The sequence below is a fragment of the Hymenobacter ruricola genome (genome assembly GCF_015694525.1).
GTDB classification, from domain to species: domain Bacteria; phylum Bacteroidota; class Bacteroidia; order Cytophagales; family Hymenobacteraceae; genus Hymenobacter; species Hymenobacter ruricola.
In genome coordinates this window covers 1-25686 of the sequence record NZ_JADQDM010000025.1, presented here as the reverse complement: position 1 = coordinate 25686, position 25686 = coordinate 1, and the positions used below count along the sequence as shown (strand labels likewise).

At 63.5% G+C, this 25686-nt stretch carries 19 protein-coding genes; 13 read left to right on the top strand and 6 right to left on the bottom strand.

Annotated features, from left to right (window positions below; translation table 11 throughout):
• Nucleotides 1–41: 41 nt before the first annotated feature.
• A complete protein-coding gene (locus I2H31_RS24170; RefSeq protein WP_196295639.1) occupies nt 42–758 on the top strand; it encodes a 2-C-methyl-D-erythritol 4-phosphate cytidylyltransferase in 717 nt (238 codons plus the stop codon).
• A gap of 14 nt (nt 759–772) precedes the next feature.
• Here the strand turns inward: I2H31_RS24170 and I2H31_RS24165 are convergent, their stop codons facing one another.
• Nucleotides 773–1519 carry a LytR/AlgR family response regulator transcription factor gene (locus I2H31_RS24165; RefSeq protein WP_196295638.1) on the bottom strand — a complete coding sequence of 249 codons (747 nt, stop codon included), beginning with the start codon at nt 1517–1519 and terminating at the stop codon, nt 773–775.
• Nucleotides 1520–1730: 211 nt separating this feature from the next.
• Nucleotides 1731–2768: a sensor histidine kinase gene (locus tag I2H31_RS24160; RefSeq protein ID WP_196295637.1), complete on the bottom strand. Its 1038-nt coding sequence runs from the start codon at nt 2766–2768 to the stop codon at nt 1731–1733.
• A 270-nt stretch (nt 2769–3038) separates the two neighbouring features.
• Between I2H31_RS24160 and I2H31_RS24155 the strand changes: the two genes are divergently transcribed.
• Both I2H31_RS24155 and I2H31_RS24150 read left to right on the top strand, forming a co-directional pair.
• Nucleotides 3039–5456 (top strand): TonB-dependent receptor domain-containing protein, encoded by a 2418-nt coding sequence (locus tag I2H31_RS24155; RefSeq protein WP_196295636.1) that lies wholly within the window; start codon nt 3039–3041, stop codon nt 5454–5456.
• 53 nt (nt 5457–5509) lie between these two features.
• Nucleotides 5510–6307, top strand: a complete 798-nt coding sequence (locus tag I2H31_RS24150) for an enoyl-CoA hydratase-related protein (RefSeq protein WP_196295635.1) — start codon at nt 5510–5512, stop codon at nt 6305–6307.
• A 194-nt stretch (nt 6308–6501) separates the two neighbouring features.
• Here the strand turns inward: I2H31_RS24150 and I2H31_RS24145 are convergent, their stop codons facing one another.
• Nucleotides 6502–7344, bottom strand: coding sequence for a hypothetical protein (locus I2H31_RS24145; RefSeq protein ID WP_196295634.1), 843 nt, complete (start codon nt 7342–7344; stop codon nt 6502–6504).
• 204 nt (nt 7345–7548) lie between these two features.
• On the opposite strand from I2H31_RS24145, the gene I2H31_RS24140 reads away from it, so the two are divergent.
• The 3 genes from I2H31_RS24140 (at nt 7549) to I2H31_RS24130 (ending at nt 9966) form a co-directional block, all read left to right on the top strand.
• Nucleotides 7549–8148: a DUF4142 domain-containing protein gene (locus I2H31_RS24140; RefSeq protein ID WP_196295633.1), complete on the top strand. Its 600-nt coding sequence runs from the start codon at nt 7549–7551 to the stop codon at nt 8146–8148.
• Nucleotides 8149–8456: 308 nt separating this feature from the next.
• On the top strand, nt 8457–9167 hold the full coding sequence (locus I2H31_RS24135) for a DUF4142 domain-containing protein (protein WP_196295632.1): 711 nt from the start codon (nt 8457–8459) through the stop codon (nt 9165–9167).
• A 94-nt stretch (nt 9168–9261) separates the two neighbouring features.
• Nucleotides 9262–9966 carry a TMEM175 family protein gene (locus tag I2H31_RS24130; protein ID WP_196295631.1) on the top strand — a complete coding sequence of 235 codons (705 nt, stop codon included), beginning with the start codon at nt 9262–9264 and terminating at the stop codon, nt 9964–9966.
• 70 nt (nt 9967–10036) lie between these two features.
• Here the strand turns inward: I2H31_RS24130 and uvrA are convergent, their stop codons facing one another.
• A complete protein-coding gene (uvrA, locus tag I2H31_RS24125; RefSeq protein WP_230688032.1) occupies nt 10037–13075 on the bottom strand; it encodes an excinuclease ABC subunit UvrA in 3039 nt (1012 codons plus the stop codon).
• A gap of 258 nt (nt 13076–13333) precedes the next feature.
• Here uvrA and I2H31_RS24120 point away from each other — a divergent pair, with 258 nt between their 5' ends.
• From I2H31_RS24120 to I2H31_RS24100, 5 genes are all read left to right on the top strand, one after another.
• Entirely contained in the window at nt 13334–13816 is a 483-nt protein-coding gene (locus I2H31_RS24120; protein ID WP_196295630.1) for a hypothetical protein, read from the top strand.
• Nucleotides 13817–13939: 123 nt separating this feature from the next.
• The gene (locus I2H31_RS24115) at nt 13940–14431 is read left to right on the top strand and encodes a hypothetical protein (RefSeq protein WP_196295629.1); all 492 of its coding nucleotides are present in this window, start codon (nt 13940–13942) and stop codon (nt 14429–14431) included.
• Between the two features lie 81 nt (nt 14432–14512).
• Nucleotides 14513–15937, top strand: coding sequence for an MBOAT family O-acyltransferase (locus I2H31_RS24110; RefSeq protein ID WP_196295628.1), 1425 nt, complete (start codon nt 14513–14515; stop codon nt 15935–15937).
• 27 nt (nt 15938–15964) lie between these two features.
• Entirely contained in the window at nt 15965–17260 is a 1296-nt protein-coding gene (locus I2H31_RS24105) for an alginate O-acetyltransferase AlgX-related protein (RefSeq protein WP_196295627.1), read from the top strand.
• A 36-nt stretch (nt 17261–17296) separates the two neighbouring features.
• Nucleotides 17297–18607: an alginate O-acetyltransferase AlgX-related protein gene (locus I2H31_RS24100; protein ID WP_196295626.1), complete on the top strand. Its 1311-nt coding sequence runs from the start codon at nt 17297–17299 to the stop codon at nt 18605–18607.
• Nucleotides 18608–18706: 99 nt separating this feature from the next.
• Here I2H31_RS24100 and I2H31_RS24095 read toward each other — a convergent pair whose 3' ends face one another.
• Both I2H31_RS24095 and asnS read right to left on the bottom strand, forming a co-directional pair.
• Nucleotides 18707–19648: a T9SS type A sorting domain-containing protein gene (locus I2H31_RS24095; protein ID WP_196295625.1), complete on the bottom strand. Its 942-nt coding sequence runs from the start codon at nt 19646–19648 to the stop codon at nt 18707–18709.
• Between the two features lie 150 nt (nt 19649–19798).
• Nucleotides 19799–21193 carry an asparagine--tRNA ligase gene (gene asnS / locus I2H31_RS24090; RefSeq protein ID WP_196295624.1) on the bottom strand — a complete coding sequence of 465 codons (1395 nt, stop codon included), beginning with the start codon at nt 21191–21193 and terminating at the stop codon, nt 19799–19801.
• A 182-nt stretch (nt 21194–21375) separates the two neighbouring features.
• Here asnS and rpoN point away from each other — a divergent pair, with 182 nt between their 5' ends.
• Nucleotides 21376–22959: an RNA polymerase factor sigma-54 gene (rpoN, locus tag I2H31_RS24085; protein ID WP_196295623.1), complete on the top strand. Its 1584-nt coding sequence runs from the start codon at nt 21376–21378 to the stop codon at nt 22957–22959.
• Between the two features lie 174 nt (nt 22960–23133).
• Nucleotides 23134–25665 carry a response regulator gene (locus I2H31_RS24080; RefSeq protein WP_196295622.1) on the top strand — a complete coding sequence of 844 codons (2532 nt, stop codon included), beginning with the start codon at nt 23134–23136 and terminating at the stop codon, nt 25663–25665.
• Nucleotides 25666–25686: the final 21 nt, after the last annotated feature.

The window sequence follows — 25686 nt, the reverse complement described above, 5'->3', positions numbered from 1 at the left end:
TTTTGCTTTGTTGAATATTTTTCCTGTCTGCGCTCCTACTCATGGCTTTGCCTCGTCCGTCCATTCATTCCTCCACTCATTCGCTCATTCACCGCTTTGCTATTCTGGTGGCGGGCGGCAGCGGCACGCGCATGGGCGCCGACCGGCCCAAACAGTTCCTGCTGCTGCGCGGCGAGCCGGTGCTGCTGCACACGCTACGCCGCTTTGCCGAGCCCGCGCTGGGCGTGCGGGAAATCGTGCTGGTGCTGCCGACCGACCAGTTCGATACCTGGCAGGCGTTGTGCGCGCAGTTCAGCGTGGATATCCCGCACCGGCTGGTAGTGGGCGGCGCCACGCGCTGGGCCTCGGTGAAGGCCGGCTTGGCCGCGTTGAAAGAATACCCGGAAGGCCTGGTAGCCGTACACGACGGCGTGCGCCCGCTGGTGTCGCGCCAGGTAGTGGAGCGGACTTATGCCGCCGCCGCCACCCACGCCGCCGCCGCCGCCGCCGTGATGCCCAAAGACTCGGTGCGGCTGCTGTCGCAGCACGGCTCGGCGGCCCAGAACCGCAGCCGCCTGCGCCTGATGCAGACGCCTCAGACGTTTGAAATCGACCTGCTGCGCCGGGCGTACGCCATGCCGGAACTGGCCTCGTTCACCGACGACGCCACGGTGGTGGACGACTTGTGCCGCGTGCAGTTGGTGGACGGCGATTACCGCAACCTGAAAATTACGACGCCGGAAGATTTGGTGGTTGCCGAAGCTTTGCTAGCCCGCTAACGCCAGCCTACGCTCTACGCTTCACGAATCAGCCGGTACAACTGCTCCCGGTACGTGTCGCTCACCGGAATTTCTTTGTCCTGGATGTAAATTGTGTTGCCGTCGACCATGCGAATCTTGTCCAGCGACACGATGAAGGACTTGTGCACCCGCAAAAACGGCGGCTGCGGCAGGGTTTCAGTCAGCTCCTTCAGCGTCTGGTAGGTGACCACGCGCTGGGTAGGCAGGTGAATGGACACGTAGTTACTCAAGCCCTCGATGTAGAGAATGTCGGCGTAGTTGACGCGCAGAAACTTATTCTTACTCTCGCCTTTCACGAACATGTGGCCGGCGGCAGGTGGTGCCACGGGTGCGATGGGTGACGCTGGTGGAGTCGCAGCAGCTACCGGCGCAGGGGCTGCCGGGCCCGGCATTAGCGCCAGCGCCTTCTGGGCAGCTTTGAAGAAGCGCTCGAACGAAATGGGCTTGAGCAAGTAGTCGACCACGTCGTTTTCGTAGCCTTCGAGGGCGTATTCTGGATAAGCCGTGGTGAGAATGACCTTGCACTTATTGCCGGCCAGCTTGAGGAATTGCAGGCCGGTGAGCTTGGGCATCTGAATATCCAGAAACACCAAATCGACCAATCCCTGCTGCACCATGGTCAGCGCCTCGATGGGGTTGGTGGTGGTGCCCACCAGCGTGAGGAAAGGGAGTTGACCGATGTAATCGGCCAGAATGAGCAGGGCCGGGGCTTCGTCATCGACGGCGAGACAGCGAATCATGGGCGGAATGGGCTTGGGAAGGGCAAAGAACGTTAGGCAACACGGTTCCGGGGCACCTCACCCCCGGCCCCTCTCCCCAGAAGAGGGGAGCCTGACGACTTAAAACAACTGCAGTAAATTCAGGGACTCTATTTCCGGGCCGCCGTGGCTCCCCTCTCCCGGAGAGAGGGGCCAGGGGTGAGGTTTAAGCGTCAGGTGGAGCGTAAGCACCCTACCCCACCAGCCGCAACGACGTCACGAACTGCTCCCCTTCGGTTCCCACGTGCAGCGCATGCCGCTCCGGATAAAGCAGTTCCAGGCGCCGGCGCAGGTTGGGCAGGCCGATGCCGGTGGTGGTATCCTTGTTGCCGTCGTTGCGCTGGTTTTCGACTTCGAACCGCAACCGTTCGCCTTCGATGTTCAAGCGAATGTGTACCGGGTTTTCAGAGTCGTCGAGCACGCCGTGCTTGATGGCATTTTCCACGAAGGGAATGAGGACGAGCGGCGCTACGCGGCGGCCGGCCGGCTCGCCAGTCACGGTGAAATCCACGAAAAAGCTGTCGGGGAAGCGCAGGCGGTACAGGGCCAGGTAGTTGTGCAGGTAGTCGATTTCCTTTTCTAAATCGACCAGGCCGTCGGGCGTGTCGTGCAGCATGTAGCGCATCAGCTCCGAGAGTTTCAGGATGGCATTGGCCACGGGTTTGGCCACCGGGTAGGCCATGCTGAAGAGCATGTTGAGCGTGTTGTAGAGGAAATGCGGGTTGATTTGGCTTTTGAGGAAGGCCACTTCGGCGGCGCGTTTTTCCTCACGAAGCTGGCGGTTTTCGCGCTCGCGCTGCAGGGCTGCCTGGGCGCCCCACACGGCCGCGCTCAGCACTATCATGGGGCTGCCGAAAAAGAGGTTATCGCCAATGTAATAGCCGATTTTGTGGTAAATGGAACCGTCCAGCGTGTAGTTGTGAAAGCCCAGCGTCGCGGGAAACAGCACTTCTTCGAGCAGGAAGCGCGAGGCAATGAACAAGGCCATTACTCCGCCCAGCGCGGCCACCAAACGCCCCGCTTGGCCCGCGCGCAGGAAGCGGGGATACACCACGAGGTAACACAGGTAAAACTCCGCAAATCGAATGAGCAGGAAGGAGCCCGTGAGCCACAGGCTGATACGCAGGTGCCCGCGGTCGTGCAGAAAAACGTCCAGGAATTCGTAACCGCCATACAACAGCCAGCCCAGGATGTGCCAGCGCAACGCAGATTTGGTGAGGAGGTTGGTCATGGCGGTTTCGGGAAGGGCGCTTACAAGCAAGAATAGGGAATTTCCGAAACGTCGTGCTTCGACGGTGCTCAGCATGACGTTCTGCCCAAAACTACCGCGCCCCACCAGCGCCCGCACCTTTTTTATGCGAAACGCCGGGTTTGGAATGCGAAACCGGAAAAAGGCTTTTGCGGGCGTTGGCAGCAGGTTTCGAGGCGTTGGAATAATGTTTTTCACCCCAGAAATGGGCCGGCCCACCTTTGAGCCATCAAACCGCCAACGCCCTTTCCCATGAACACCTTCACCTGCTTCCGCCGCATTTCCATCCTCGTATTGCTAGCCCTGCCGGCGCTTTCCCAGCGAGCCGCCGCCCAGGCCACGGCCACCGGCACCGTGCTCGACAAGGCCGGCCAGCCGCTGGGTTTCGCCACCGCCGTCCTCGTGGCGTTGCCCGATTCCAGCATTGCCAACTCGCAAACCACCACCGAGCAGGGCGCCTACACCTTCGGCGGCGTGAAGCCCGGCCGCTACTGCGTGAAAGCCCTGCTGATGAGCTACGCCAGCGCCCGCAGCGCCGCCTTCGTAATGGGCCAGGAGGCCATTACGGTGCCGGCCCTGCGCCTGGCGCCCGCCGCCACGGCCCTGAAAGAAGTGACCGTGACGGGCACCACGCCCATGCTGGAGCAGCACGCCGACCGCACCATCGTGAACGTTGAACGCCTGAACACGGCCGGCGAAAACGCCCTCGACATCCTCAAAAAAGCGCCCGGCGTGACCCTCGACAAGGACGACAACGTGGTGTACCGCGGCAGCACCGGTGTGAACGTAATGATTGACGGCAAGCTCACCTACATGAGCGGCGCGGCCCTGAGCAACTACCTCAAGTCGCTGCCGGCCTCGGCCATCAGCCAGATTGAACTCATGCCCAACCCGCCCGCCTCGATGGATGCCGCCGGTACGGCCGGGGTGCTCAATATCAAGCTGCGTCGCAGCCAGCTGCCGGGCCTGAGCGGCACCTACACGCTGGGCCTCGGCCAGGGCCGCTTCGAGAAAAGCTGGGCTGGCACCAACCTGGCCTACAACGTGGGCAAAGTGCGCCTGTTTGCCCGCCTGGACGGCGGCCGCTACAACTCGTTCAACCGCCTGACCATGGAGCGCATCATCCGCGACAGCATTTTCAACCAGGAGAACTACTGGCGGCCGCTCACCTACGCCGGCACCTACGCCGCCGGGGCCGACGTGGCCCTCACCGCCCAGCAGAACATCGGCGTGCAGTTTCGCGGCAGCGCCGACCACACCACGGCCCTCAGCACCAGCAATTCGGTGACCACCGACGCGGCTGGCAATTCCGGCGGCCGCCGCCAGATGAGCAACCCCCAAAACAGCAACGGCACCAACCAGGCCGTGAACCTGTACTACCGCTACGCCCTCGACAGCACCGGCCGCGAGCTGAGCGCCAACGCCGACTACGTGCATTACGCCAATGCCAAAGACCAGAGCTTCAACAATCTGATATTCTCAACTGGCAGCGAGCAGGGCCACCAGGGCGAGCAGCTGCGCAGCGATGCCTCGTCGGAAACCACCATTCGGGCCGCCAAAATCGACTACGTGCACCCCTTTGCCGGCACCAAGTGGCGGGCCGAAACCGGCGCCAAAGCCAGTTGGGTGACCTCGCGCAGCGCCATTCAATTCGATAAGCTGGCCGGCCGCGAATGGCAGCTCGATGCGCTGCGTACCAACCAGTTCCGGTACGACGAGCACATCAGCGCCGCTTATGTGAGCGTGAACACGAGCTACGGCCGCCTGGAGCTGAAAGCCGGCCTGCGCGGGGAGCTGACGCAAACCACGGGCACGCCGGCCATAGGCCCGCGCATCGACCGCAGCTACTTCCAACTGTTTCCCAGCGCTTTCGCCAGCTACAAAGTCGATGAGGATAATCAGGTGAGCGCCTCGGTGAGCCGCCGCATCACCCGGCCCTCTTACCAAAGCCTCAACCCTTTCCTCGACTATTCCGATTTCTACACCGCCCGTCAGGGCAACCCTTTTCTGTCGCCCTCACTGTCGCAGTCTTTCGTGGTGAACTACCTGCACAAAGACTTCCAGGTGCTGAGCCTGAGCTACCTGCGCGAAACCAACTCCGTGAACGAAGTAGTGACCCAAAACGACGCCACCAAAGTGTCGACCAGCACGCCCCAGAACCTCGCCGAAGCCAGCACGCTCACCCTGAGCTCGGGCGGCCACACCGACATCACCAAATGGTGGGGCGTCGACAACCAGCTCAGCGGCAGCTACATTCAGGTGCGCACCCAGGTCGAAAACAGCGCCGTGAACCTGGCCCGCTACAGCTGGGCCGTCAGTTCTGACCACACGTTCATCTTGCCCCGCAAATACAAGCTGCTGGTGGGCGGCAGCTACGACTCGCCCGCCGTGCAGGGCCTGTTCCACACCAAAGCCAGCGGCCTGATAAACCTGGGCCTGAAAAAGCAAATCTGGGCCGAGCGCGCCAGCTTCAGCTTGCGTGTGGCCGACGTTTTCAACACCAACCGCTTCCGCAGCACGCTCAACTACAACAACGTGAACCAAACCTGGAACAACCAGTGGGAAAGCCGCCGCGTAACGTTGGTATTCACCTGCAAAATCGGCAGCGGCAAAACCCAGGCCCGCCGCACCGCCGCCAGCGCCGACGAGGAGGGCCGCGTGGGCAACTAGAGCGCCAAGGGGGCCGGCGGTGCTACTTTAGCCCCGCCAACCAACCCAATTGTATGGACTACACCAGCCTGCTTTACGACGTGCGCCCCGACGGCGTGGCCACCATCACCCTGAACCGCCCGGAGGTGTTCAACGCCTTCAACGACCCCATGAGCTACGAGCTGCAGGACGCCCTGAAGCAAGTGGCGCGCGATGCCGCCGTGCGGGCCGTGGTGCTCACGGGCGCCGGCCGGGCCTTCTGCTCGGGCCAGGACCTGAAAGCGGCGCAGGAAGCCGCCGCGGCCGAAGGCAAGCCCCGCTCCTTCTACGACTCCCTGCACCAGCGCTACAACCCCATCATCCGGGCCATGCGGGGGCTGCCGAAACCCATTATCGGCCGGCTGAACGGCGTGGCGGCGGGCGCGGGCTGCTCGCTGGCGCTGGCGTGCGATGCGCTGGTGGCCAGCAGCGAGGCGTCGCTGATTGAGGTGTTCATCAACATCGGGCTGGTGCCGGACTCGGGCTCTTCCTGGTTTTTGCCGCGGCTGGTGGGCACGCTCAAAGCGTTTGAGCTGTGCAGCCTGGGCTCGAAAGTGCCGGCCGAAGAAGCGTTGCGGCTGGGCCTAGTGAACCAGGTGGTGCCGCCCGAGCAACTGGACGAGGCCACTTACGCGCTGGCCACCCGCTACGCCTCCGCGCCTACCAAATCCATCGGCCTCATCAAGCAGATGCTGAACAAGGCCGGCGCCGCTACCCTGGACGAGATGCTGGACTACGAAGCCCATTGCCAGCAGATTGCCGGTGAGTCGGACGACTATTTTGAGGGCGTGAAGGCCTTTAGCGAGAAGCGCAAGCCGGTATTTAAAGGCTGACCGCAGATTTAACGGATTTTAGCGGATGGCAACGGATTTTTTGTGGTTCCGCATTCATCGTTCCCTCTGTTAGTAAATGAAAAAGGCCGCTCATTTGAGCGGCCTTTTTCATTGCAAGTCATTTCGCGGTCAGGAATTAGAGATGAACCACAAAAAATCCGTTGCCATCCGCTAAAATCCGTTAAATCTGCGGTCTAGCGCAGCGTGATGGTGCGGGTGCGGCCGTTCACGGTCACGGTGGCGGTATTGTCGCAGGCGCCGTTGCCGTAGTCCAGCACCATCGATTTGCTCTTGGTGTTGGTGATGTTCATGGTGCCTTGCACGTAGTACTTGAAGCAGTCGCCGCGCTTGATGAGGGGCGACTGGATGACGGTGCTGTAGCCCACGTTTTTGCGGTTGATGCCGGCGGCCGAGCCGGTCACGCTGTACACGTCGTCCGAAAACGGCGTAGTGCCGAAGCCCTGCGTTTGGTTGAACGTCCAGCTGGCCGTCCAGGAGTGGGTGCCGCCGTTATTGGCCCGGATGATGCTGGCCCCGGTCACATCCACGGAAAAGGAGCCGAGGCCCAGGTCGGTGAAGGTGCGGGTGGCGGTGTGCTGGTTGTCGTTCACGAAGTAGTTCTGGCGGGTGACCACGGCGCCGGCGCGGCGCTTCTGCGTGTCGGTGGTGAAACGCACCAGAATCTGGCCGCGGCGGTAGCGGCCGTCGGGGCACAGGCAGTTGGTGGGGCCAAAGTCGATGGTGAGCGTGCTGGTCGCGACATTGTAGGTGCGGGTGGCGCAGGCGCCGAAGCGGGCGCGGAACTCCGCGTCGGGCACGGCAAAGGCCGGGCTGGTCGAGCTGAAATCGGCCGGGCCGGCCACGTTCATGGCATCGGTGCTGATGGCAGTTTCGATGTTGTCTTCGCTGCGGTCTTCGGCGGTGGTGATGTCCTCGTCGGGCGCGGCGTCTTCGGATTTCCGATTGCAGCTGGTGGTGAGCAACAGGCCGCTGGCCAAGCAGGCAAAAGTCAGGGCGCGGAGAGAAAGAGTACGCATGGCGGGAGTGTGAAAAAAATGGTGGGAGTGTGAGAAAATAGGAATATAAAGAAGGTGAACTGCGTTTGTGGCCGGTTGGAAGCGCAGGGCAGGCTCAGGTTTAACCGCAGCACAAAAAAATCCGGCAGCGCTGTGAAAAACCCGCCCGGCACGCCCTCGTATAGGGGGCCAGCCGTTCCGGCTGCTTCACCAACCCCGCCTGCCATGCGCCCGCTGCCAAATTCTTTGTTGCCTTTGCGGCGGTCAGTGCTGGCCCTGGCCTTGTTGCTGCTGGCGGCAAGCTGCTCTTCGGGCAGCGACAGCAATGACACCGCCACGGCCCAGAACGAGCAGAAAATCAACGCCGCCGACATCACCGAAAAGCAGGAAGCCGACGCCGAATTTCTGGTGAAGGCCGCCAGCAACGCCCTGCTGGAAACCGAGCTAGGCAAGCTGGCGCAGGCCCGGGCCACCGCGCCCGCCGTGCGCGCCCACGGCGCGGCCGTCGTGCAAAGCCGCCTCGACCTGCTGGCCGCGCTGCGTACCCTGGCCGCGGCCAAGAAACTGGCCGTGCCGGCCGCGCTGGGCGGAGACGAGCAGGCCGCCTACCACGAGGTGAGCACCCAGCCCGGCAGCCAGCTCGACAAGCACGTGATGGCGCTGCTGGTGAAAACCCAGAAGCAGGACGAAGACGCCTTCGACGACATGAAGGACGACGCCTACGACGGCGACATTCGGGGCCTGGCGGCCAAGTATTACGCGCCGATAAAGGAGCAACTGGACAGCGCCGAAGACACGGCCGATGCTGCCGACAAGCTGCCCTAGCCCAGCCGCAGCCTGCTTTGGAGGTGGCTGGTGCGGCCCTTCGGGCACACAGTCTTGGAGCAGCCAACTGTGAGGGCCCGCCGCTAGCTCGGCCGTGGCGCAATGCAACGGCCTGCCTTCAAAGCACGGGCCGTTTTGGGCGAAAGAACAACGGCTGAGCTTAGAAAACGGGCGCTCATAAAATTAGCCCGGGCGTGCAACATCGGGCCCGCCACTGCCCGTATTAGCTGCATTGCCAGCGCCTTGCCGTGGCGATAATTCCGGTTTCCAGCTCTGCTTTTTCCTTTTCACAAACCAATTCCCTTTTCATGAAACGCTCCTTTTTTCCCCTGCTGACGATGGGTCTGCTGACTCTGGCTTCCTGCGGCGACAACAAGTCGGCCACCGCCGAAAACGGCAACGCCAGCGACAACACGATGACCAGCTCGGCCACGGGCGGCGACACGGTATCGGCCACGATGCCGGCCGGGTCCGAAAACCCCGAAAACCAGCCCGGCAACGCCGGCTCGGCTAAAACCATGGGCGACAGCAGCGCCACGGGGAGCGGCGGCATGGCCATGGGCGACCCCAATGGCCCGACTGGCCCTCACAAAGACGACAAGGAATTCATGATGACGGCCGCTCACAGCGACCAGAACGAAATTCAGCAAAGCAAAATGGCCCTGGCTAAGGGCGTGACTGGCATGGCCAAAGACATGGCCAATAAGATGATAGCCGACCACACTAAGTCGACTGCCGACTTGAAAGCCATTGCCGCCAAAAAAGGGGTGACCCTGCCCACCGACATGGACGCCGAGCACAAGGCCATGGCTCCGGCCATGGAGAAGCTCTCGGGCAAAGACTTTGAGGCCAAATACATCTCGCAAATGCAAGCCGACCACCAGAAGACGGCCAACACCATGCGCGCCCACGAAAAAATGACGCAGGACGCCGACCTGAAAGCCTTCATTGGCAAGACGGTGCCCGTAGTGGAGCAGCACCTTGGCATGGCCATGAAAAGCAGCGACATGAAAATGTAGCGCCCAAAACGGCTGTTTGCCGCCACTTGAAAAAGCCGCCCGGGTTTCCGTGGCGGCTTTTTTTACGCGTCGGCCTATCTTGCAGCACCGGCCTTTGGGCCGGCCCCTACGCATGGACGGCAACGAGAAGGCCCAACACAACCGCGACGCGTTTCAGCTGGAACGCCTGATTTTGTTCACCGATGCGGTGTTTGCCATCGCCATCACGCTGCTGGTGATTGAGCTGAAGGTGCCAGAGCTGGAACACCGCACCGAGCAGGAGGCGCTGAACGGCTTTCTGCGGCTCACGCCCAAGCTGATTGGGTTTTTCATCAGCTTTTTCATCATCGCCATCTACTGGGTGGCGCACCACCGCATCTTTCGCTTCGTGCGGCACCTCGACACGCGCCTGATTTGGCTGAACATGGTGTTTCTGCTGTGCATCGTGCTCATGCCCTTCACCACGGCCTACCAGAGCGAGTACGCCATGCTGCGCACGCCCTGGATTATTTACAGCATTAACATCATTGCCACCGGGCTGATGCAGGCCCGCCTGCAAACCTACCTGCGCCACCCGGCCCACGGCGTGGTGCTGGCTCACGAGTGCCCCCACCCCGACCTTGACGTGATGCGTCCGCTCACGTCGCCCATCGTGTTTGCGTTCAGCATTGTGCTGTCGTTTTTCGTGCCGGCCTGGGCGCTGCGGATGGTGCCCGGCGTAGTCTTTCCGCTGCTGGCACTGCTGCTGCGCCGCCGCGGCCAGCGGCTTGAGAAAAAGTATGCGGCAGAACTAGCGGCGCGGCCAGCGGGGCACCGTTAGGAGTTTAACCATAAAAAATACCCGAAAACAAAGCGTTTTCGGGTATTTTTTATGCTGCTGCCAACCTCTATTAAGAAGCTGTTTTGGCGTATTTGCTCGTGCGCAATTCCTCGGCCAGGAAGCGGGCGGTGTGGCCTTTGCCGGCCTTGGCCACCTGCTCGGGCGTGCCCTGCGCCACGATGGTGCCGCCGCCCGCGCCGCCCTCGGGGCCGATGTCGATGACGTGGTCGGCCACTTTTATCAGGTCGAGGTTGTGCTCGATGATGAGGACGGTGTTGCCCTTGTCGGCCAGCTTCTGGAGCACGTCGGCGAGGTGGTTGATGTCCTCGAAATGCAGGCCGGTGGTGGGCTCGTCGAGGATGTAGAAGGTCTTGCCGGTGTCCTTTTTGCTGAGCTCAGTGGCCAGCTTCACGCGCTGGGCCTCGCCGCCCGAAAGCGTGGTGGCCTGCTGGCCCAGCGTGAGGTAGCCAAGTCCCACATCGTTCAGGGTCTTGATTTTGCGCAGGATGCGGGGCTGGAACTCGAAGAACTCCACGGCTTTCTCCACGGTCATGTCCAGCACGTCGGTGATGGACTTGCCTTTGAAGCGCACTTCCAGCGTTTCGCGGTTGTAGCGGCGGCCTTTGCAGGTTTCGCAGGGCACGTGCACGTCGGGCAGGAAATTCATCTCGATGGTGCGGATGCCGGCACCCTCGCAGGTTTCGCAGCGCCCCCCCTTCACATTAAAGGAGAAGCGGCCGGGCCCGTAGCCGCGGATTTTGGCTTCCGCCATCTCGCCAAACAGCTGCCGGATTTCGGTAAACACGCCGGTGTAGGTGGCCGGGTTGGAGCGCGGCGTGCGGCCGATGGGCGACTGGTCAACCTCAATCACCTTGTCCACCAAATCCAGCCCTTCGATGCTGCTGTAAGCCAGTGGCTCCTTCTTGGCGTTGAAAAAGTGCTGGTTGAGAATCGGGTACAGCGTGTCGTGGATGAGCGTGGACTTGCCCGAGCCCGACACGCCCGTCACGGCCACCAGCTTGCCCAGCGGCACTTTTAGGGTCACGTTTTTGAGGTTGTTGCCTTTAGCGCCTTTCAGCACCAGCTCGGCGCCTTCGCCCTTGCGCTTCTTCTTCTGGATTTCGATGTGCTTCTGCCCGCTGAGGTACTGCGAGGTGAGCGAGCCGGAATTGAAAATCTCCTGCGGCGTGCCCGAAGCCACGATGTGGCCGCCATGGATGCCCGCGCCGGGGCCAATGTCCAGCACGTGGTCGGCGTGCAGAATCATGTCCTTGTCGTGCTCCACCACAATCACCGAGTTGCCGATGTCGCGCAGGTGCTGCAGGGCCTTGATGAGCCGCTCGTTGTCGCGCTGGTGCAGGCCGATGCTCGGCTCGTCCATGATGTAGAGCACGCCCACGAGCTGCGTGCCAATCTGGGTGGCGAGACGGATGCGCTGGCTTTCGCCGCCGCTCAGCGTGCGCACCGGGCGGTGCAGGTTCAGGTAGTCGAGGCCCACTTCCAGCAGGAAGCCGATGCGCTTGCGGATTTCTTTCAGCAGCTCGCGGGCAATCACGTTCTGGCGCTCCGAAAGCCGGTCTTCCAGGCCCACAAACCACTCCGAAAGCTCGTTCAAATCCATCACCGACAGCTCGCCGATGTGCTTGTCGGCCATCTTAAAGTGCAGGCTTTCCTTTTTGAGGCGGTAGCCGTTGCACTCCGGGCAGGTCTGGGCCTGCGCGTACTGCGCAATCCATTCGCGAATGTTGTCCGACTCCGAATCCATCTGCCGGCGCAGGAAGGGAATGATGCCTTCAAACGGCTCCGTGAACGCCCCTTTGCCGCTGTCGGCCTCGTCTTCCGAGATGCCGTGCAGCAGGCGCTTCAGCAGCTCCTCGGGCAGCTTGTCGAGCGGTGTATTCAGCGTGGCCTTGTTCTTTTTGAGGATAAGCGAGAGCTGCTGGAAAATCCAGATGTCGCGGAATTCGCCCAGCGGCGCGATGCCGCCGCGCGCAATGCTCAGCTTGCGGTCGGGCAGCACGCTGTCTTCCGTGATTTCCTGCACCTCGCCCAGGCCGTTGCAGGTGGGGCAGGCGCCGTAGGGCGAGTTGAACGAGAACGTGTTGGGTGCCGGGTCGTCGTAGGCGATGCCGGTGGCCGGGTCCATCAGGAAGCGCGAGAAGAACTGCGGCTGGGCTTTTTTGGCGTCGGGGTCGAGCACCAGCATGGTGCCCTTGCCGTGCGTGAGGGCATTTTGCACCGAGCCGCTGAGGCGGAAACGGTCCTCTTCCTTCACCACCAGCCGGTCAATCACGATTTCGATGTCGTGGATTTTGTAGCGGTCCACCTGCATCTTGGGCGTGATGTCGAGGATTTCGCCGTCTACCCGCACTTTGGCGAAGCCCAGTTTGGCAATCTTCTGGAAATCTTCGCGGTAGTGGCCCTTGCGGCCCTTCACCACCGGCGCCAGCACCACCAGCTTCTTGCCGTCGAAGTGCTTGAGGATGTAGTTGATGATTTGGTCGTCGCTCTGCCGAATCATCTTCTTGCCCGTGGCGTAGCTGAAAGCCTCAGCCGTACGCGCATAGAGCAGGCGCAGGAAGTCGTAAATCTCGGTGATGGTGCCCACCGTGGAACGCGGGTTGCGCGAGGTCGTCTTCTGCTCAATGCTGATGACCGGCGACAGACCCTCAATCTTGTCCACGTCGGGCCGCTCCAGTCCGCCCATGAAGCTGCGGGCGTAGGCCGAAAACGTCTCCATGTAGCGCCGCTGCCCTTCGGCATAGATGGTGTCAAACGCCAGGCTCGACTTGCCCGAGCCCGAAATACCTGTAAACACTACCAGCCGGTTGCGCGGAATCTGCACGCTCACGTTTTTGAGGTTGTGCTCGCGCGCGCCGTACACTTCAATGAACGGGGCTTCGAGGTGCTGCGAGGCGGGGCTGTGGCCGTTGAGCTGGCCGTGCACGTGCGCGGTGGTGGGGCCGGCGGCGGGCATTTCGGCGATGTCGCGCACGGCCGCGGCCGTTTCCGCGGCGGCCGAAGCGCCGTTTTTGGCGGGGGTTTTCTTAACGGTTTTCGAGGCCTTGGGGGCTTCAGCAACCGGGGCAGCAGTGGATTTTTTGGCCATTCAGGAACGCAGCGAATAAGTGCGCAAAGGTACGTAGATGGGGAGCCGAAGGCTAATGATAACGGCATATTTGCCAGTTGAATTAGTCAACTCGCACAAGTCCGTCGGTGCACAACAGCAACCCGGCCCCGTTTGTGCCCGCACAAGCCATTGTTCGGCCCGAACCCCTGCCCAAGCTGCGCCGTACCACGCCTCAGCCACTTGGCACCGTCCTTGCCAATGAGCCCTAATTACCTTCCGCTGTTAAAGCGCCTTTCCATGAAAAACCTCCTCACCCCCCTGCGCATCGCCTTGCTGAGCGCCCTGGCGCTGGCCGCCGCGCCCGCCGCCCACGCCCAGATTAATGTCAACATCAACCCGCCGAGCTGGGGCCCGGCCGTGCCGCAGGGCCAGCAGTACTATTACATTCCGGAAACCCAGGGTTTCTACGACGTGCCGGCCCGCCAGTACGTAGTGCAGCGCGAGGGCAAGTGGATTCGCACGGGCAGCCTTTCGGGCTACAACCCCACCAATTTCCACCCCGTGGTGGTCGACTACGTGGGTGCCCAGCCCTGGTCGCGCTACGACGAGTACCGCGCCCGCTACCCCCGCGGCGGCAACCCGAGCAACGGTGCCCTGCCGCCCGGCCAGGCCAAGAAGCTGGGCTACCCCGCCAACCCCAGCAACGGCGGCCTGCCGCCCGGCCAGGCCAAAAAGATGAACGGCGGTCACGGAAATGGCCACGGCAAAGGCAAGCATTAATCTTTGCCGTCCCGCCCCCGTCTAAGCAAAAGCCCCGCCGCCCGGACGGGGCTTTTTGCTTAGACGGGGTTTGGCATTTTCCTTGCAGCTACTCCTATCGTTTTCCCCTATCCCGCTATCCCAATGAAACCGCTTCCAAAGATTGCGTGCACGGCGCTGCTTGGCCTGTTGGCGCTGGTAGTGGCCCCCCAGGCCCAGGCCCAGGTGAGTGTGAACGTGAACACCGCGCCGCCGGCCTGGGGCCCGCCGGTACCGCAGGGCACGCAGTTCTATTACATTCCCGAGATTGATGGGTACTACGACCTGTATGCCCAGCAGTACATCGTGTTTCAGAACGGCCAGTGGGTGGCCCTGCCCTACAATGCCGTCGGCTACGACCCCTACGCCTTCCACCCGGTCATCATCGACTACCGCGGCCGGCAGCCGTGGGTGTACGTGAACGCCCACCGCGACCGGTACCCGCGCCGCGTGGTGGTGGTGCAGCCCGTGCGCCGGGTGGGCCCGCCGCCGGGCCAGGTGCGCCGCGCCTACCGCGAGGGCTACCAGCAGGGCCGCCACGACGACAACCGCGGCAACGGCAACCACAACGGCCACAGCCGCCCCCGCCGCGACTAACGCGTCTGGCTCAGTGTCACATTATCTGCTGTCGTAGAATAACTTTGAGGCTGCCTATTTGGGCGGCCTCTTTTTTGCGCGATGGTTTTTAGCAGCACGCTCTTCTTATTCTACTTCCTGCCGGGTTTTCTGCTGCTGTACTACGCGGTGCCGACGCGGTTCCAAAACGCCGTGGCGCTGCTGGCCAGCCTGGGCTTCTATGCCTGGGGCGGGCTCAATTTCCTGGCCCTGTTCCTGACGTCGGTGGTGCTGAACTTCGTGCTCATTCGCTTCATGGACGCCACGCCGGAGCGCTGGAAGCAGCGCATTTTCCTGATTTTGAGCATCGTCCTGAACGTGGGCATGCTGTTCTACTTCAAGTACGCCAACTTTTTCCTGGAGAATGCCAGCGCCGTGCGCAGCTATTTCGGCGGCCCGGCCCTGACCTGGGAAAAGGTGGTGCTGCCCATCGGCATCTCGTTTTTCACCTTCGAGAAGCTCACCTACACCATCGACGTGTACCGCGGCGTGAACAAGCCGCTGAAATCGTTCTGGGATTTCCTGCTCTACATCATGCTGTTTCCGAAGATGATAGCCGGGCCCATCGTGCGCTTCCACGAAATTGCCGGCCAGCTCACCGACCGCCGTGCCTTCGACACCGTGGACCAGAAGCTGGCCGGCGCGTTTCGGTTCATCATCGGCCTGGCCAAAAAGGTGCTCATTGCCAACGTGCTGGGCGAACAGGCCGACCTCGTCTTCGCTACGCCCCCGGAGCAACTCTCGACCGGACTGGCCTGGCTGGGCGCGTTGGCGTACACGTTCCAGATTTATTTCGACTTTTCGGGGTATTCCGACATGGCCATCGGCATTGGGCGCATGATTGGCTTTCAGTTCCCCGAAAACTTCAACAACCCCTACGTGTCGCGCTCCATCACCGAGTTCTGGCAGCGCTGGCACATCACGCTGGGCCGCTGGATGCGCGACTACCTCTACATCCCGCTGGGCGGCAACCGCGTGGCGCCGAGCCGCCTCTACGTCAACCTCTGGACGGTGTTCATCCTGTCGGGCTTCTGGCACGGCGCCGCCTGGAATTTCATTGCCTGGGGCGCCTACCACGGCCTTTTCCTCATTCTGGACCGGCTGTTTCTGCTGCGTGTGTACCAGCGCCTGGGCGCGCTCAGCATCGTGCCCACCTTCCTCATCACGGTGGTGGGCTGGGTGCTGTTTCGGGCCGAGACGCTGAGCGGCGGGCTGGCCTACATCGGCACCATGCTGGGCCGTGGGGCGGCCGTGCCGGTGCCCTACTTCAACTTCGAATTTTGGAGCATGCTGGCGCTGGCGGCGGTGGCGGCCTTTGCCGCGGCGCTGCCCCGGGTAGAACGCTGGGAAATGAGCCTGCTGGCGCCGGGCCAGCTGTCGCTGGGCCGGGCCGTGGGCCTGGGGCTGGGCGGCGCGGTGCTGCTGGTGCTCAGCCTGAGCTACGTGGTGGGCAGCTCGTTCAACCCCTTCATCTACTTCCGGTTTTAGGCGGGCTTCAGCTCTTCTGCTCTACGTATGACCCTATTCATCAAACGAATGCTCCTGGGCCTGCTCCTGCTGGTGGTGCTGCTGCCGGTGCTGCAGGCCCGGTTCCGCATTTTTGCGGAGCGACAGCTGGGCGGTTCGTACACGCTGGCCAAGTGGCCGCTCCTGGCCTGGGAGAGCCTGCTGAACAACGCCTACCAACCGGAGCTGGAGCGGTACCTGGAAGAACGGGTGGGCTTTCGGACGCTATTTATCCAGGGGCGCAACCAGCTGCGGTTTTCGCTTTTCCATGCCTCCTCGGCCGAGCACGTGGTGGTGGGCCGCAACGGCGTGGTGTTTGAAGACGCGCCGGTGCAGGCTTACCTGGGCGTGGGTGCGATGGGCCGCGCCCGGGCCCGGACGCAAGTGAAGCGCCTGCGCCGGGTGCAGCAGGACCTGGCCAGCCGCGGCATTCCGCTGCTGGTGGTGCTGGCGCCCAACAAGGCGCGGCACCTGCACCAGTTGCTGCCGGCGCACCTGCCCACGCCCGAGCCGGGCCAGTCGGACTACGAGGTATATACCAGCGAAATGCAGCAGCAGGGCGTCGATTTTCTCGACTTCACGCCGCTGTTCAAAACCTGGGGCGACACGGCCCGCTACCCGCTTTTTCCGTGGGGCGGCACCCACTGGAATGCCTACGGGGCCACGCTGGCCGCCGACACCCTGCTGCCCCGCCTTGAGCAGCTGCTGCACGCGCCCGTGCCGCGCCTGCGGCAGGTGGGCCGGCCGACGGTTACCGCTTCGGCCACCGTCATGGACGACGACCTGGCCGCGCCCATGAACCTGCTGTGGCCCCGGGCCGGCTACCCGGCCGTGTACCCGCGGCTGGGCCCCGCGCCCGCCCGCCCGGGCGAAAAACGACCCAACGTGCTGTTCGTGGGCGACAGCTTTACTTGGGGCCTGATGTTTCCCATGCCGTTCATGCAGCACGCTTTTGACCCGGCCACTCGCTTTTGGTATTACAACCTCACGGTGTACGTTCCGGACTCGACGGAGCGCAAGGACCCCAACACCCCGGCGGTGGGCCAACTGAATTTGCAGCAGGAAGTAGAAAGCCGGCAGCTGGTTGTGGTGCTCATGACTGACCGCAACCTGCACACCGGCGAATTTGGCTTTACAAGCCAGCTGTATAACCTCTACCATCCCCTCACGGCGGCCGACCAGGCCCGCGTTGCCCAGCTCGAAAAGGAGCTTGCGAGCAAACAGTCCTGGGAGGAAGGCAGCAAACCCGACTTTCCCCAACGCATGCACGAGCAAGCTCTGGCTGCCTTCGAGCAGGAGCGGTAGCGGCCGGTTGGCCACCGGCCCTTTCTTTTTTCTACCGTGACGCTGTTTGTTAAACGTTTCTTGCTACTGTTGCTGCTGGCGATGCTGCTGGTGCCTGCCATTCAGGCGCAGCTGCACTTTTCGAAAGAGGCGGGCCTGAACGGCGCTTTCACCCTGGCGCCGCGCCCCCGCCTGGGCTGGGACAGCCTGCAGGCCGGCACCTACCAGCCCGCCCTGGAGCAGTACCTGACCGACCACCTGGGCTTTCGGCCCTACCTCGTGCGGCTGCGCAACCAGCTGTCGTTTTGGCTGTTTCGGGTGGCGCGCACCCCCGACGTGGTGGTGGGCCGCGCGGGCGTGCTGTTTCAGCCCGGCCCCGTGGCCAGCTACCAGGGCCGCGACCTGCTGCCCGCCGCCGAAGTGCGCTTTCGGGTGCGGCGGCTGCGGGCCGTGCAGCGCGCCCTGCACCGGCGCGGGGTGGAATTGCTCTTTGTGCTAGCCCCCGCCAAGGCCCGCTTCGAGCCCGAAAATCTGCCCGCGCACCTGCGCCCGCCCGCCGGCACCCTTACCAACTACGACCAGTTTACGCGGGCCCTGCGCGCCGACAGCGTGGCCCTGCTGGACTTCGTGCCCGTGTTTGCCCACTGGAAAACCACCCGGCCCTACCCGCTGTTCCCGCGCGGCGGCGCCCACTGGAGCGGCTACGGCGCCACCCTGGCCGCCGATACGCTGCTGCGCCGCCTGGAAGCCCTCGGCCACCTGCGCTTCCCGGAGGTGCGTACCGTGGGGCCGCCGCGCCTGGTGCGGGCCCTGGACTCGCTGCGCGGCACCGACAACGACCTCAGCTGGCTGCTGAACCTGGTGGAGCAGCCCGAAGCCACGCCCCTGGCCTACCGCCAACTGGCCTTCGCCCCGCCCCGGCCAGGCCAGACGCGGCCCTCGGCCCTACTGGTGGGCGACAGTTTTACCTGGGGCCTGATGCAGTTCAGCCCCTACGTGCAGCGCGAATTTGCCGACGACACCCGCTTTTGGTACTATAACCATGCCGTGCACGTGCCCGACAGCGTGTACCACGACACCGGCGAAACGGCCGGCCGCCTCGAACTGCGGCAGCAACTGGAATCGCGCCGGTTTGTGCTGCTGCTGTTTACCGAGCACAACCTGACCGAAAACGAGTTCGGTTTTACCGACCAGGTGTACCACCTTTACCACCCGCATACTGCCCCCGACCGGGCTGCTATCGACCGCCTGGCGCTGCAGCTGCGCGGCCGGGCCACCTGGGAAGCGCAAACCAAGAACCCCGATGGCGCCGCGCAGCGCGCCCGCCAGCAAGCCCACGACCTTTTCGACCGCCAGCAATTGAGGTAACGAACTGGCAGCAGCCCGCTTTCCTGCTAAAACGCAAAAAGCCCTGGCAATGAAGCCAGGGCCTTTTTAAGGGAAATCAGGTGCAACGCTGGGCCGGCGCTATTCTACCGTGACGCGCTTCGTCACAACCGAGTTTTGCAGGGCGAGGCGCAGGGTGTAGAGGCCCGCGGCCAGGTGACCAACGTCCAACTGGCCCGCGGCCCCGCTGCCGGCCAGGGGCAGCACGCCGCAATGCACCGTTTGGCCCAGGCCGTTCAGGAGCGTGATGGGCACGGGCTGGGCCGTGAGCTCGGCCGGCACGGCCACGCTGAGCAGCTGACGGGCTGGGTTGGGGTACAGACTCACCAGGGAAGCTTCGCGGCTTTCGCGGCTGGCCAGCCCGATGCGGTTGATGACGAGCTGCACATTGGGCCGGTTGGCGGCGTAGCGCACGGTGGGCAGGAGCGAGCTGCCGACCTGTGTGGCATGCACGCCCGTCGAAGACGTCACGGCCGTGTACTGCCAGCTAATATCGGCGGTGGGGGTGCCGTTGCGAAACCAGTCCACCAGCACTTCCAGGTTGCTGGTGCCGTTCCAGGGGAAGGGCGTGCCGAGCGTGAACGTTTTGAAGCCGGTGCCCGTGGGCATGGCCAGGGCGAGGTTGCTATAAACGGGCGTAGCGGTAGCCACTTCGTTGGCCCAGTTCACGGGGTCGCCGCCGAGGGTGGTGGCGGCAGTGCTTTTCATGTACACCGAGAGCTGGGAATCGGGGTTGAGCAGTTCGCCGGTGCCGCCCTTAAACCAGGCAATGCTCACGATACTGCCGGCCACGGCCCCCGCCGCCGTGAGCTCCGCGGCCGAATAGATGGACAAGGTGCGGGAGTACTTATTGGTAGTGGTGCTGGTGCTCAGCAGCGCATTGGTGGAAGCTACGGAGGTACCCGTGCCCACCGTCACGGTGACGGGCGCCTGCGCCTGCGCGGCCTGGCCGAGGTCCGCGAAAGCCAGCAGCGGGGCCCACGCTCTTTTGAAAACCCGGGAGCAGAGTAAGAAAATTTTCATAACTGAGAAGAGGAGAATAAGGTGAGGAGAAGAAAACGCCTTTAAATTACCGTTTTAATGCTATAATTCATACATATCTCATTAAACCAAATTATGAGGCAACAAAAAAGCGGCTTTGCGGGCCGCTTTTTTGTTGAGGGGAAGTGCTGGTTAGAACGCCGCGTTCTTGGGGTAGCGCGGGAAGGGAATCACGTCGCGGATGTTGCTCATGCCCGTCACGAACAGCACCAGCCGCTCAAAGCCCAGGCCGAAGCCGGCGTGCGGCGCCGTGCCAAAGCGGCGGGTGTCGAGGTACCAGTCCAGCTCGTCGGCGGGCACGTGCATTTCGGCCATGCGGGTGGTGAGCTTGGTGTAGTCCTCCTCGCGCTGCGAGCCGCCAATGATTTCGCCGATGCCGGGAAACAGCACGTCCATGGCGCGCACGGTGCGGCCGTCGTCGTCCAGCTTCATGTAGAAGGCCTTGATTTCCTTCGGGTAGTTGGTGAGGATGACGGGCTTTTTGAAGTGCTTCTCCACCAGGTACCGCTCGTGCTCCGACTGCAAATCGGTGCCCCAGTCCACCGGGAATTCAAACTTCTGCTTCGCCGATTTCAGGATTTCCACGGCCTCGGTGTAGGTGAGGCGCTGGAAGGCGTTGTCGATGACGAAGTTGAGGCGGCCCAGCAGTTCCTTGTCGTACTGGTCGTTGAGGAACTGCAGGTCGTCGGCGCAGTGCTCCAGGGCGTAGCGCACCAGGCTCTGCAGGAAGTCCTCGGCCAGGTCCATGTTTTCTTCGAGCTCGTTGAAGGCCACTTCGGGCTCAATCATCCAGAACTCGGCCAGGTGGCGGGCGGTGTTGGAGTTTTCGGCCCGGAAGGTGGGTCCGAACGTGTAGATGCTGCCCAGGGCCATGGCCGCCAACTCGCCTTCGAGCTGGCCCGACACGGTGAGGTTGGTTGGTTTGCCAAAGAAGTCCTCCGAAAAGTCCACCAAGCCGTCGGCGGTGCGGGGCGGGTGCTCGGGCGGCAGGGTGGTGACGCGGAACATCTGGCCCGCGCCCTCGGCGTCGGAGCCGGTGATGATGGGCGTGTGGACGTAGAAAAAGCCGTGCCGGTTGAAGTAGTCGTGGATGGCGAAGGCCAGCGCATGGCGCACGCGCAGCACGGCCCCGAAGGTGTTGGTGCGGGGGCGCAGGTGGGCAATTTCGCGCAGGTGCTCCAGCGAGGTGGCTTTCTTTTGCAGCGGGTAGGCTTCGGCATCAGCGGCGCCCAGCACGGTGATTTCCGTGGCCTGGATTTCCACGGCCTGGCCCTTGCCCTGCGAGGCCACCAGCTGGCCCCGAATGGCCACGCAGGCGCCGTTGCTCACGTCTTTGAGGGTTTCCTCGGGGAAGGTTTCGGCGGCGGCCACGGCCTGGATGGTGTGGATGGTGGAGCCGTCATTCACGATGATGAACTGCACGTACTTGTTGCCGCGGCGGGAGCGCACCCAGCCTTTGACGAGGACTTCGCGGTCGAGGTCCTGGCTGGCCAGGAGTTCTTTGACGGTGGACCGTTTGAGGGACATAACTTGCGGAGAAAGCGGATTGTAAGAGGGCAAAGGTAGAACCGTAGCGTGGACTCTGCGAGTCCGCGCCGTGCAGAACGTTCGCCCACGCGCGGACTCGCAGCGTCCGCGCTACATCAACTTTTCGGGCCCAACTTTAGTAAAATTGACCGTCGGCTGGTCCTTTCCGTACTTTCGTCATTATGCAACGCCTCGACCTTAAACAGCTCCTCTCGCAAAAGCTTAGCCCGCAGCAGATTCAGTTTATCAAGCTGCTGCAAATCCCGACGGCGGAGCTGGAGACGCGCATCAAAGAGGAAATGGAGGTGAACCCGGCCCTGGAAGAAGACGAGCCCGACGAACCCGAAGACCTGGACCACGACGACAGCTCGGACGATTCCGACGACCCCGATGCCAGCCTCGACAACGACGAGAACACGCTGGACGAGGACTTTGACGACCGTAGCGCCGACCGCGAAACGGCCGACGAGATGCCTGAGCCCGACCTGGCGGCCAAAGAAGACCTTGCTTCTTCGGACGACGCCCCCGACAACACCGACCTCGACCTGAGCGACTACCTCAACGACGACGAGATAGCCGGCTACAAGATGCAGGGCGACGGACCCGGCGAGGAAGAGGAGCGCGACACGCCCCTGGCCGACACCAGCGGCTCGCTGCTGGATTCGCTGCTCGACCAGCTGCACTTTGCCGACCTCGACGAGCGGCAGGAGGCCATTGGCCAGCAGCTCATCGGCTCGATTGACGGCGACGGCTACATCCGGCGCGACCTCTCGGCCATTGCCAACGACCTGGCCTTTAGCCAGAACCTGGAGGTGACGGTGAAGGAGATTGAAGACGTGCTGCGCGTAGTGCAGGGCTTCGACCCGCCCGGCATTGCGGCGCGCGACCTGCCCGAGTGCCTGCTGCTGCAGCTGGAGCGCCGGCCCCAGGACGAAGCCACCGCCAACGCCGAGCGCATCATCGGCGAGACGTTTGAGGAGTTCAGCAAGAAGCACTACCCGCGCATTCAGCAGAAGCTGGACCTGGAAGACGACGAGCTGAAGGAGGCCATCAACGTGATTCTGAAGCTGAACCCCAAGCCCGGCGGCAGCGGCCCCAGCGGCCTGGGCAAGACGCAGTACCTGATGCCGGACTTCATTCTGACGAACGACAACGGCGTGCTCAACCTGACCCTGAACGCCCGCAACGCCCCCGAGCTGCGCGTGAGCCCGGCCTACACCGAAATGTTCCGGACCTACGACAAGGCGGCCAAGAAGGACACCAAGATGAAGGAAGCCGTGACCTTCGTGAAGCAGAAGCTGGACTCGGCCAAGTGGTTCATCGACGCCATCCGGCAGCGCCAGAACACCCTGCTGCGCACCATGAATGCCATCGTGGAGCTGCAGCGCGACTTCTTCATGGAAGGCGACGAGGGCAAGCTCCGGCCCATGATTCTGAAAGACATCGCCACGCGCATCGGCATGGACATTTCGACGGTGAGCCGGGTGGCGAACTCGAAATCGGTGCAAACCGAGTTCGGCATCTACCCGCTCAAGTTCTTCTTCTCCGAAGGCATTGCCACCGACTCGGGCGAGGACGCCAGCAGCCGCGAAGTGAAAAGCATCCTCAAGGACCTCATCGGCAAGGAAAGCAAGGAGCGGCCCCTCAGCGACGACAAGCTGGAAAAGATGCTCAACGCCCGCGGCTACAACATTGCCCGCCGCACCGTGGCCAAGTACCGCGAGCAGCTCAACATTCCGGTGGCGCGGCTGCGCAAGGAGCTGTAGGGGAAGAACGGAAGAGCGGAAGACGCCTGTCATCCTGAGCGCAGCGAAGGACCTTCTCACGTCAGCGCCGATTAACTTACTGCAATCTGTTCGTCGGTGAGAAGGTCCTTCGCTGCGCTCAGGATGACAGGCGTCTTCATTCCTCATTAAGCAAAGCGTCAGCATCTTTACAGGGTGAAAACCGACGCCCTGCCCTCCTCTCCTGCCGAGCTCCAGGAACTGCTGCTAACCGAGCGCGCCCGCCGCGAGCAGGCCGAGGCCGAAATCCGGCGCCTGCAGACGCTGGGCCAGGTTCCGCTGCTTAACCCCAACCCCATTCTGCGCCTGGACGCGGCCGGCCGGCTGCTGTTTGCCAACGACGCGGCTAGCGCGTTGGCCCGGGAGCTGGAAGGCTCCGGCCCCTCGCGGGTGCGGCCCCAGCTGGTGCGCGCCGCCACCGACGCCTTGCGCTCCGGCGCAGTCACCCACGGCGAAGTGGTGGCCAACGGCCAGTACTTCCTGCTCTACACGGTGCCGGTGGTGGAGGCGGGCTCGGCCCTGCTCTACCTCACCGACGTGACGGCCCAGCGGGTGGCCGAGCAGGAAAACCGCGAGCAGCGCGCCTTCTACGAAACCATCCTGGCCCACCTGCCGGCCGTGGTGACCGTGCTCGACCCCGACCAGCACTACCGCTACATCAACCCCTACGCCGAGCCCGACCCGGCCACGCGCCGGGCCCGCATCGGCCTCTCGTTTGCCGAGCACGCGGCCGGGATAGGCCTGCCCAAAGCCCTGGTGACGCGCCGCCGTCGCCTGTTTGAGCGGGCCGTGAACAGCCGCGAAATGGTGAGCTGGGAAGAGCGCTGGCCCGGCCCCGACGGCGCCGTGAACCTCTACTGGCTGTGCTACTACCAGCCCGTGTTTGGGCCCGACGGCAGCCTGCGCGAGGTGCTGTGCTACGGCCTCGACATCACGGTGCGGCGGCAGGCCGAGGCGCGCATCCGCCAGGGCGAAGCCGAAATGAAGGCCCACCAGGACTTCACCACCCTCGTGCTCGACCTCAACCCCAACCTGATTTGGGTGCGCGACGCCCAGGGACGCACCGTGTTTGAGAATGCCGGCATGCAGGGCCTGCGCCGCCTCATGAGCGAGCTGGCCCACACCCCCACCATGGAAGAAGCCATGGACAAGGAGGAGCTCAAAACCTCGGCCCTGGCCGACCACGCCGTGCTCGAAACCGGCGAGCCCCTCACCATTCAGACCTCGGTGAAGCTGGCCAACGGCGAAGTGCGCTGGTTCCAGACGGTGCGCTGCCCCCTGGTGCTGGCCGACGGCACCGTGCAGGTGCTGGGCGTGAGCACCGACATCACCGCCCTCAAGCAGGCCCAGCACGCGGCCGAGGCCGCCGCCACCGCCCGCGAAAACTTCCTGGCCAACATGAGCCACGAAATCCGCACGCCCCTGAACGGGGTGCTGGGCATGACCAGCCTGCTGGCCAAAACCGGCCTGAACGAGCAGCAGCGCAACTACACGGCCATCATCCAGCACTCGGGCCGCCACCTGCTGAACGTGGTGAACGACGTGCTCGACATGGCCAAAATCACCTCCGGCAAGCTCGACATGGAGCAGGCCGCCTTCAACCTGTGCGACTCGATGGGCAAGGCCGCCGAGCCGCTGGTGATGCAGGCCCAGGAAAAGGGCATCCGGGTGGTGGGCACGCTGCTGCGCGACTCCTGCCCCCACCCCTGGGTGGTGGGCGACTCCTACCGCCTCAACCAGGTGCTCATCAACCTGCTCTCCAACGCCCTCAAGTTCACGCCTGCGGGCGGCACCATCACGGTGGGGGGCTATTTTGTGAGCGAAACCGCCACCACGCTCACCACCGAGTTCCGGGTGACGGACACGGGCATCGGCATTGCGCCCGACAAGCTCGAAACCATCTTCCTCGAATTCACCCAGGCCTACGCCGACACCACCCGGCAGTTTGGCGGCACGGGGCTGGGCCTGAGCATCAGCCGGGCCTTGGTGCGGCAGATGGGCGGCCGCCTCACGGTGCAGAGCGAGCTGGGCAAGGGCAGCTCCTTTGCCTTCGTGACCACCCTGCCCAAGGCCAGCGCCGAGGCCCGCCAGGCGGCCCAGGCCCCCCTGCCCCCGGTGCAGGAAGCGGCCGTGCGCGGCGCCCGCGTGCTGCTGGTGGAAGACAATGCCGTGAACCGCGAAGTGGCCCAGCTGCTGCTGGAAGGCCACGGCGTGGTGGTGGACGGGGCCGCCAGCGGCTTCGAGGCCCTGGAGCTGTTTGAGCAGCACCGCTACGACGTGGTGCTGATGGACATTCAGATGCCGGGCATGAACGGCCTGGAGGCCACCGCCCGCATCCGGGCCCACGCCAACCCCGTGAAGGCGGCCACCCCCATCCTGGCCCTCACGGCCAACGCCTTCCGGGCCGACGCCGAGAAGTACGCCGCCGCCGGCATGAACGACACCCTGCCCAAGCCTTTCGACGAGGCCGAGCTGCTGGGCAAGCTGGCCTCGCTGATGGCCGGCAGCGCCGAGCTGCTGCCGGACGTGGCCGCCGCCCCCACGGCCCCGCCCGCGCCGCCCGTTACGCCGGTGGCCCCGCCCGCCCGCAAGCCCCTGCCGGCCCCCCCCCCCCCCCGATCTTGCCCCCGAAGCCCCGCCGCTTCCCCCCCCCCTGCTCCTCCTTCTTTCCCCCGGCCCTTGGTTTAAAATCTTGGCCCCTTCTTAAGG

What these genes read in the sequence shown, in the direction of transcription:
- I2H31_RS24170 (WP_196295639.1), top strand. Translation starts at nt 42, where the DNA reads ATGGCTTTGCCTCGTCCGTCCATTCATTCCTCCACTCATTCGCTCATT.
- I2H31_RS24110 (WP_196295628.1), top strand. Translation starts at nt 14,513, where the DNA reads ATGGTTTTTAGCAGCACGCTCTTCTTATTCTACTTCCTGCCGGGTTTT.
- I2H31_RS24105 (WP_196295627.1), top strand. Translation starts at nt 15,965, where the DNA reads ATGACCCTATTCATCAAACGAATGCTCCTGGGCCTGCTCCTGCTGGTG.
- I2H31_RS24155 (WP_196295636.1), top strand. Translation starts at nt 3,039, where the DNA reads ATGAACACCTTCACCTGCTTCCGCCGCATTTCCATCCTCGTATTGCTA.
- I2H31_RS24145 (WP_196295634.1), bottom strand. Translation starts at nt 7,344, where the DNA reads ATGCGTACTCTTTCTCTCCGCGCCCTGACTTTTGCCTGCTTGGCCAGC.
- uvrA (WP_230688032.1), bottom strand. Translation starts at nt 13,075, where the DNA reads ATGGCCAAAAAATCCACTGCTGCCCCGGTTGCTGAAGCCCCCAAGGCC.
- I2H31_RS24165 (WP_196295638.1), bottom strand. Translation starts at nt 1,519, where the DNA reads ATGATTCGCTGTCTCGCCGTCGATGACGAAGCCCCGGCCCTGCTCATT.
- I2H31_RS24115 (WP_196295629.1), top strand. Translation starts at nt 13,940, where the DNA reads ATGAAACCGCTTCCAAAGATTGCGTGCACGGCGCTGCTTGGCCTGTTG.
- I2H31_RS24095 (WP_196295625.1), bottom strand. Translation starts at nt 19,648, where the DNA reads ATGAAAATTTTCTTACTCTGCTCCCGGGTTTTCAAAAGAGCGTGGGCC.
- I2H31_RS24135 (WP_196295632.1), top strand. Translation starts at nt 8,457, where the DNA reads ATGAAACGCTCCTTTTTTCCCCTGCTGACGATGGGTCTGCTGACTCTG.
- I2H31_RS24140 (WP_196295633.1), top strand. Translation starts at nt 7,549, where the DNA reads ATGCGCCCGCTGCCAAATTCTTTGTTGCCTTTGCGGCGGTCAGTGCTG.
- I2H31_RS24120 (WP_196295630.1), top strand. Translation starts at nt 13,334, where the DNA reads ATGAAAAACCTCCTCACCCCCCTGCGCATCGCCTTGCTGAGCGCCCTG.
- I2H31_RS24160 (WP_196295637.1), bottom strand. Translation starts at nt 2,768, where the DNA reads ATGACCAACCTCCTCACCAAATCTGCGTTGCGCTGGCACATCCTGGGC.
- I2H31_RS24150 (WP_196295635.1), top strand. Translation starts at nt 5,510, where the DNA reads ATGGACTACACCAGCCTGCTTTACGACGTGCGCCCCGACGGCGTGGCC.
- rpoN (WP_196295623.1), top strand. Translation starts at nt 21,376, where the DNA reads ATGCAACGCCTCGACCTTAAACAGCTCCTCTCGCAAAAGCTTAGCCCG.
- asnS (WP_196295624.1), bottom strand. Translation starts at nt 21,193, where the DNA reads ATGTCCCTCAAACGGTCCACCGTCAAAGAACTCCTGGCCAGCCAGGAC.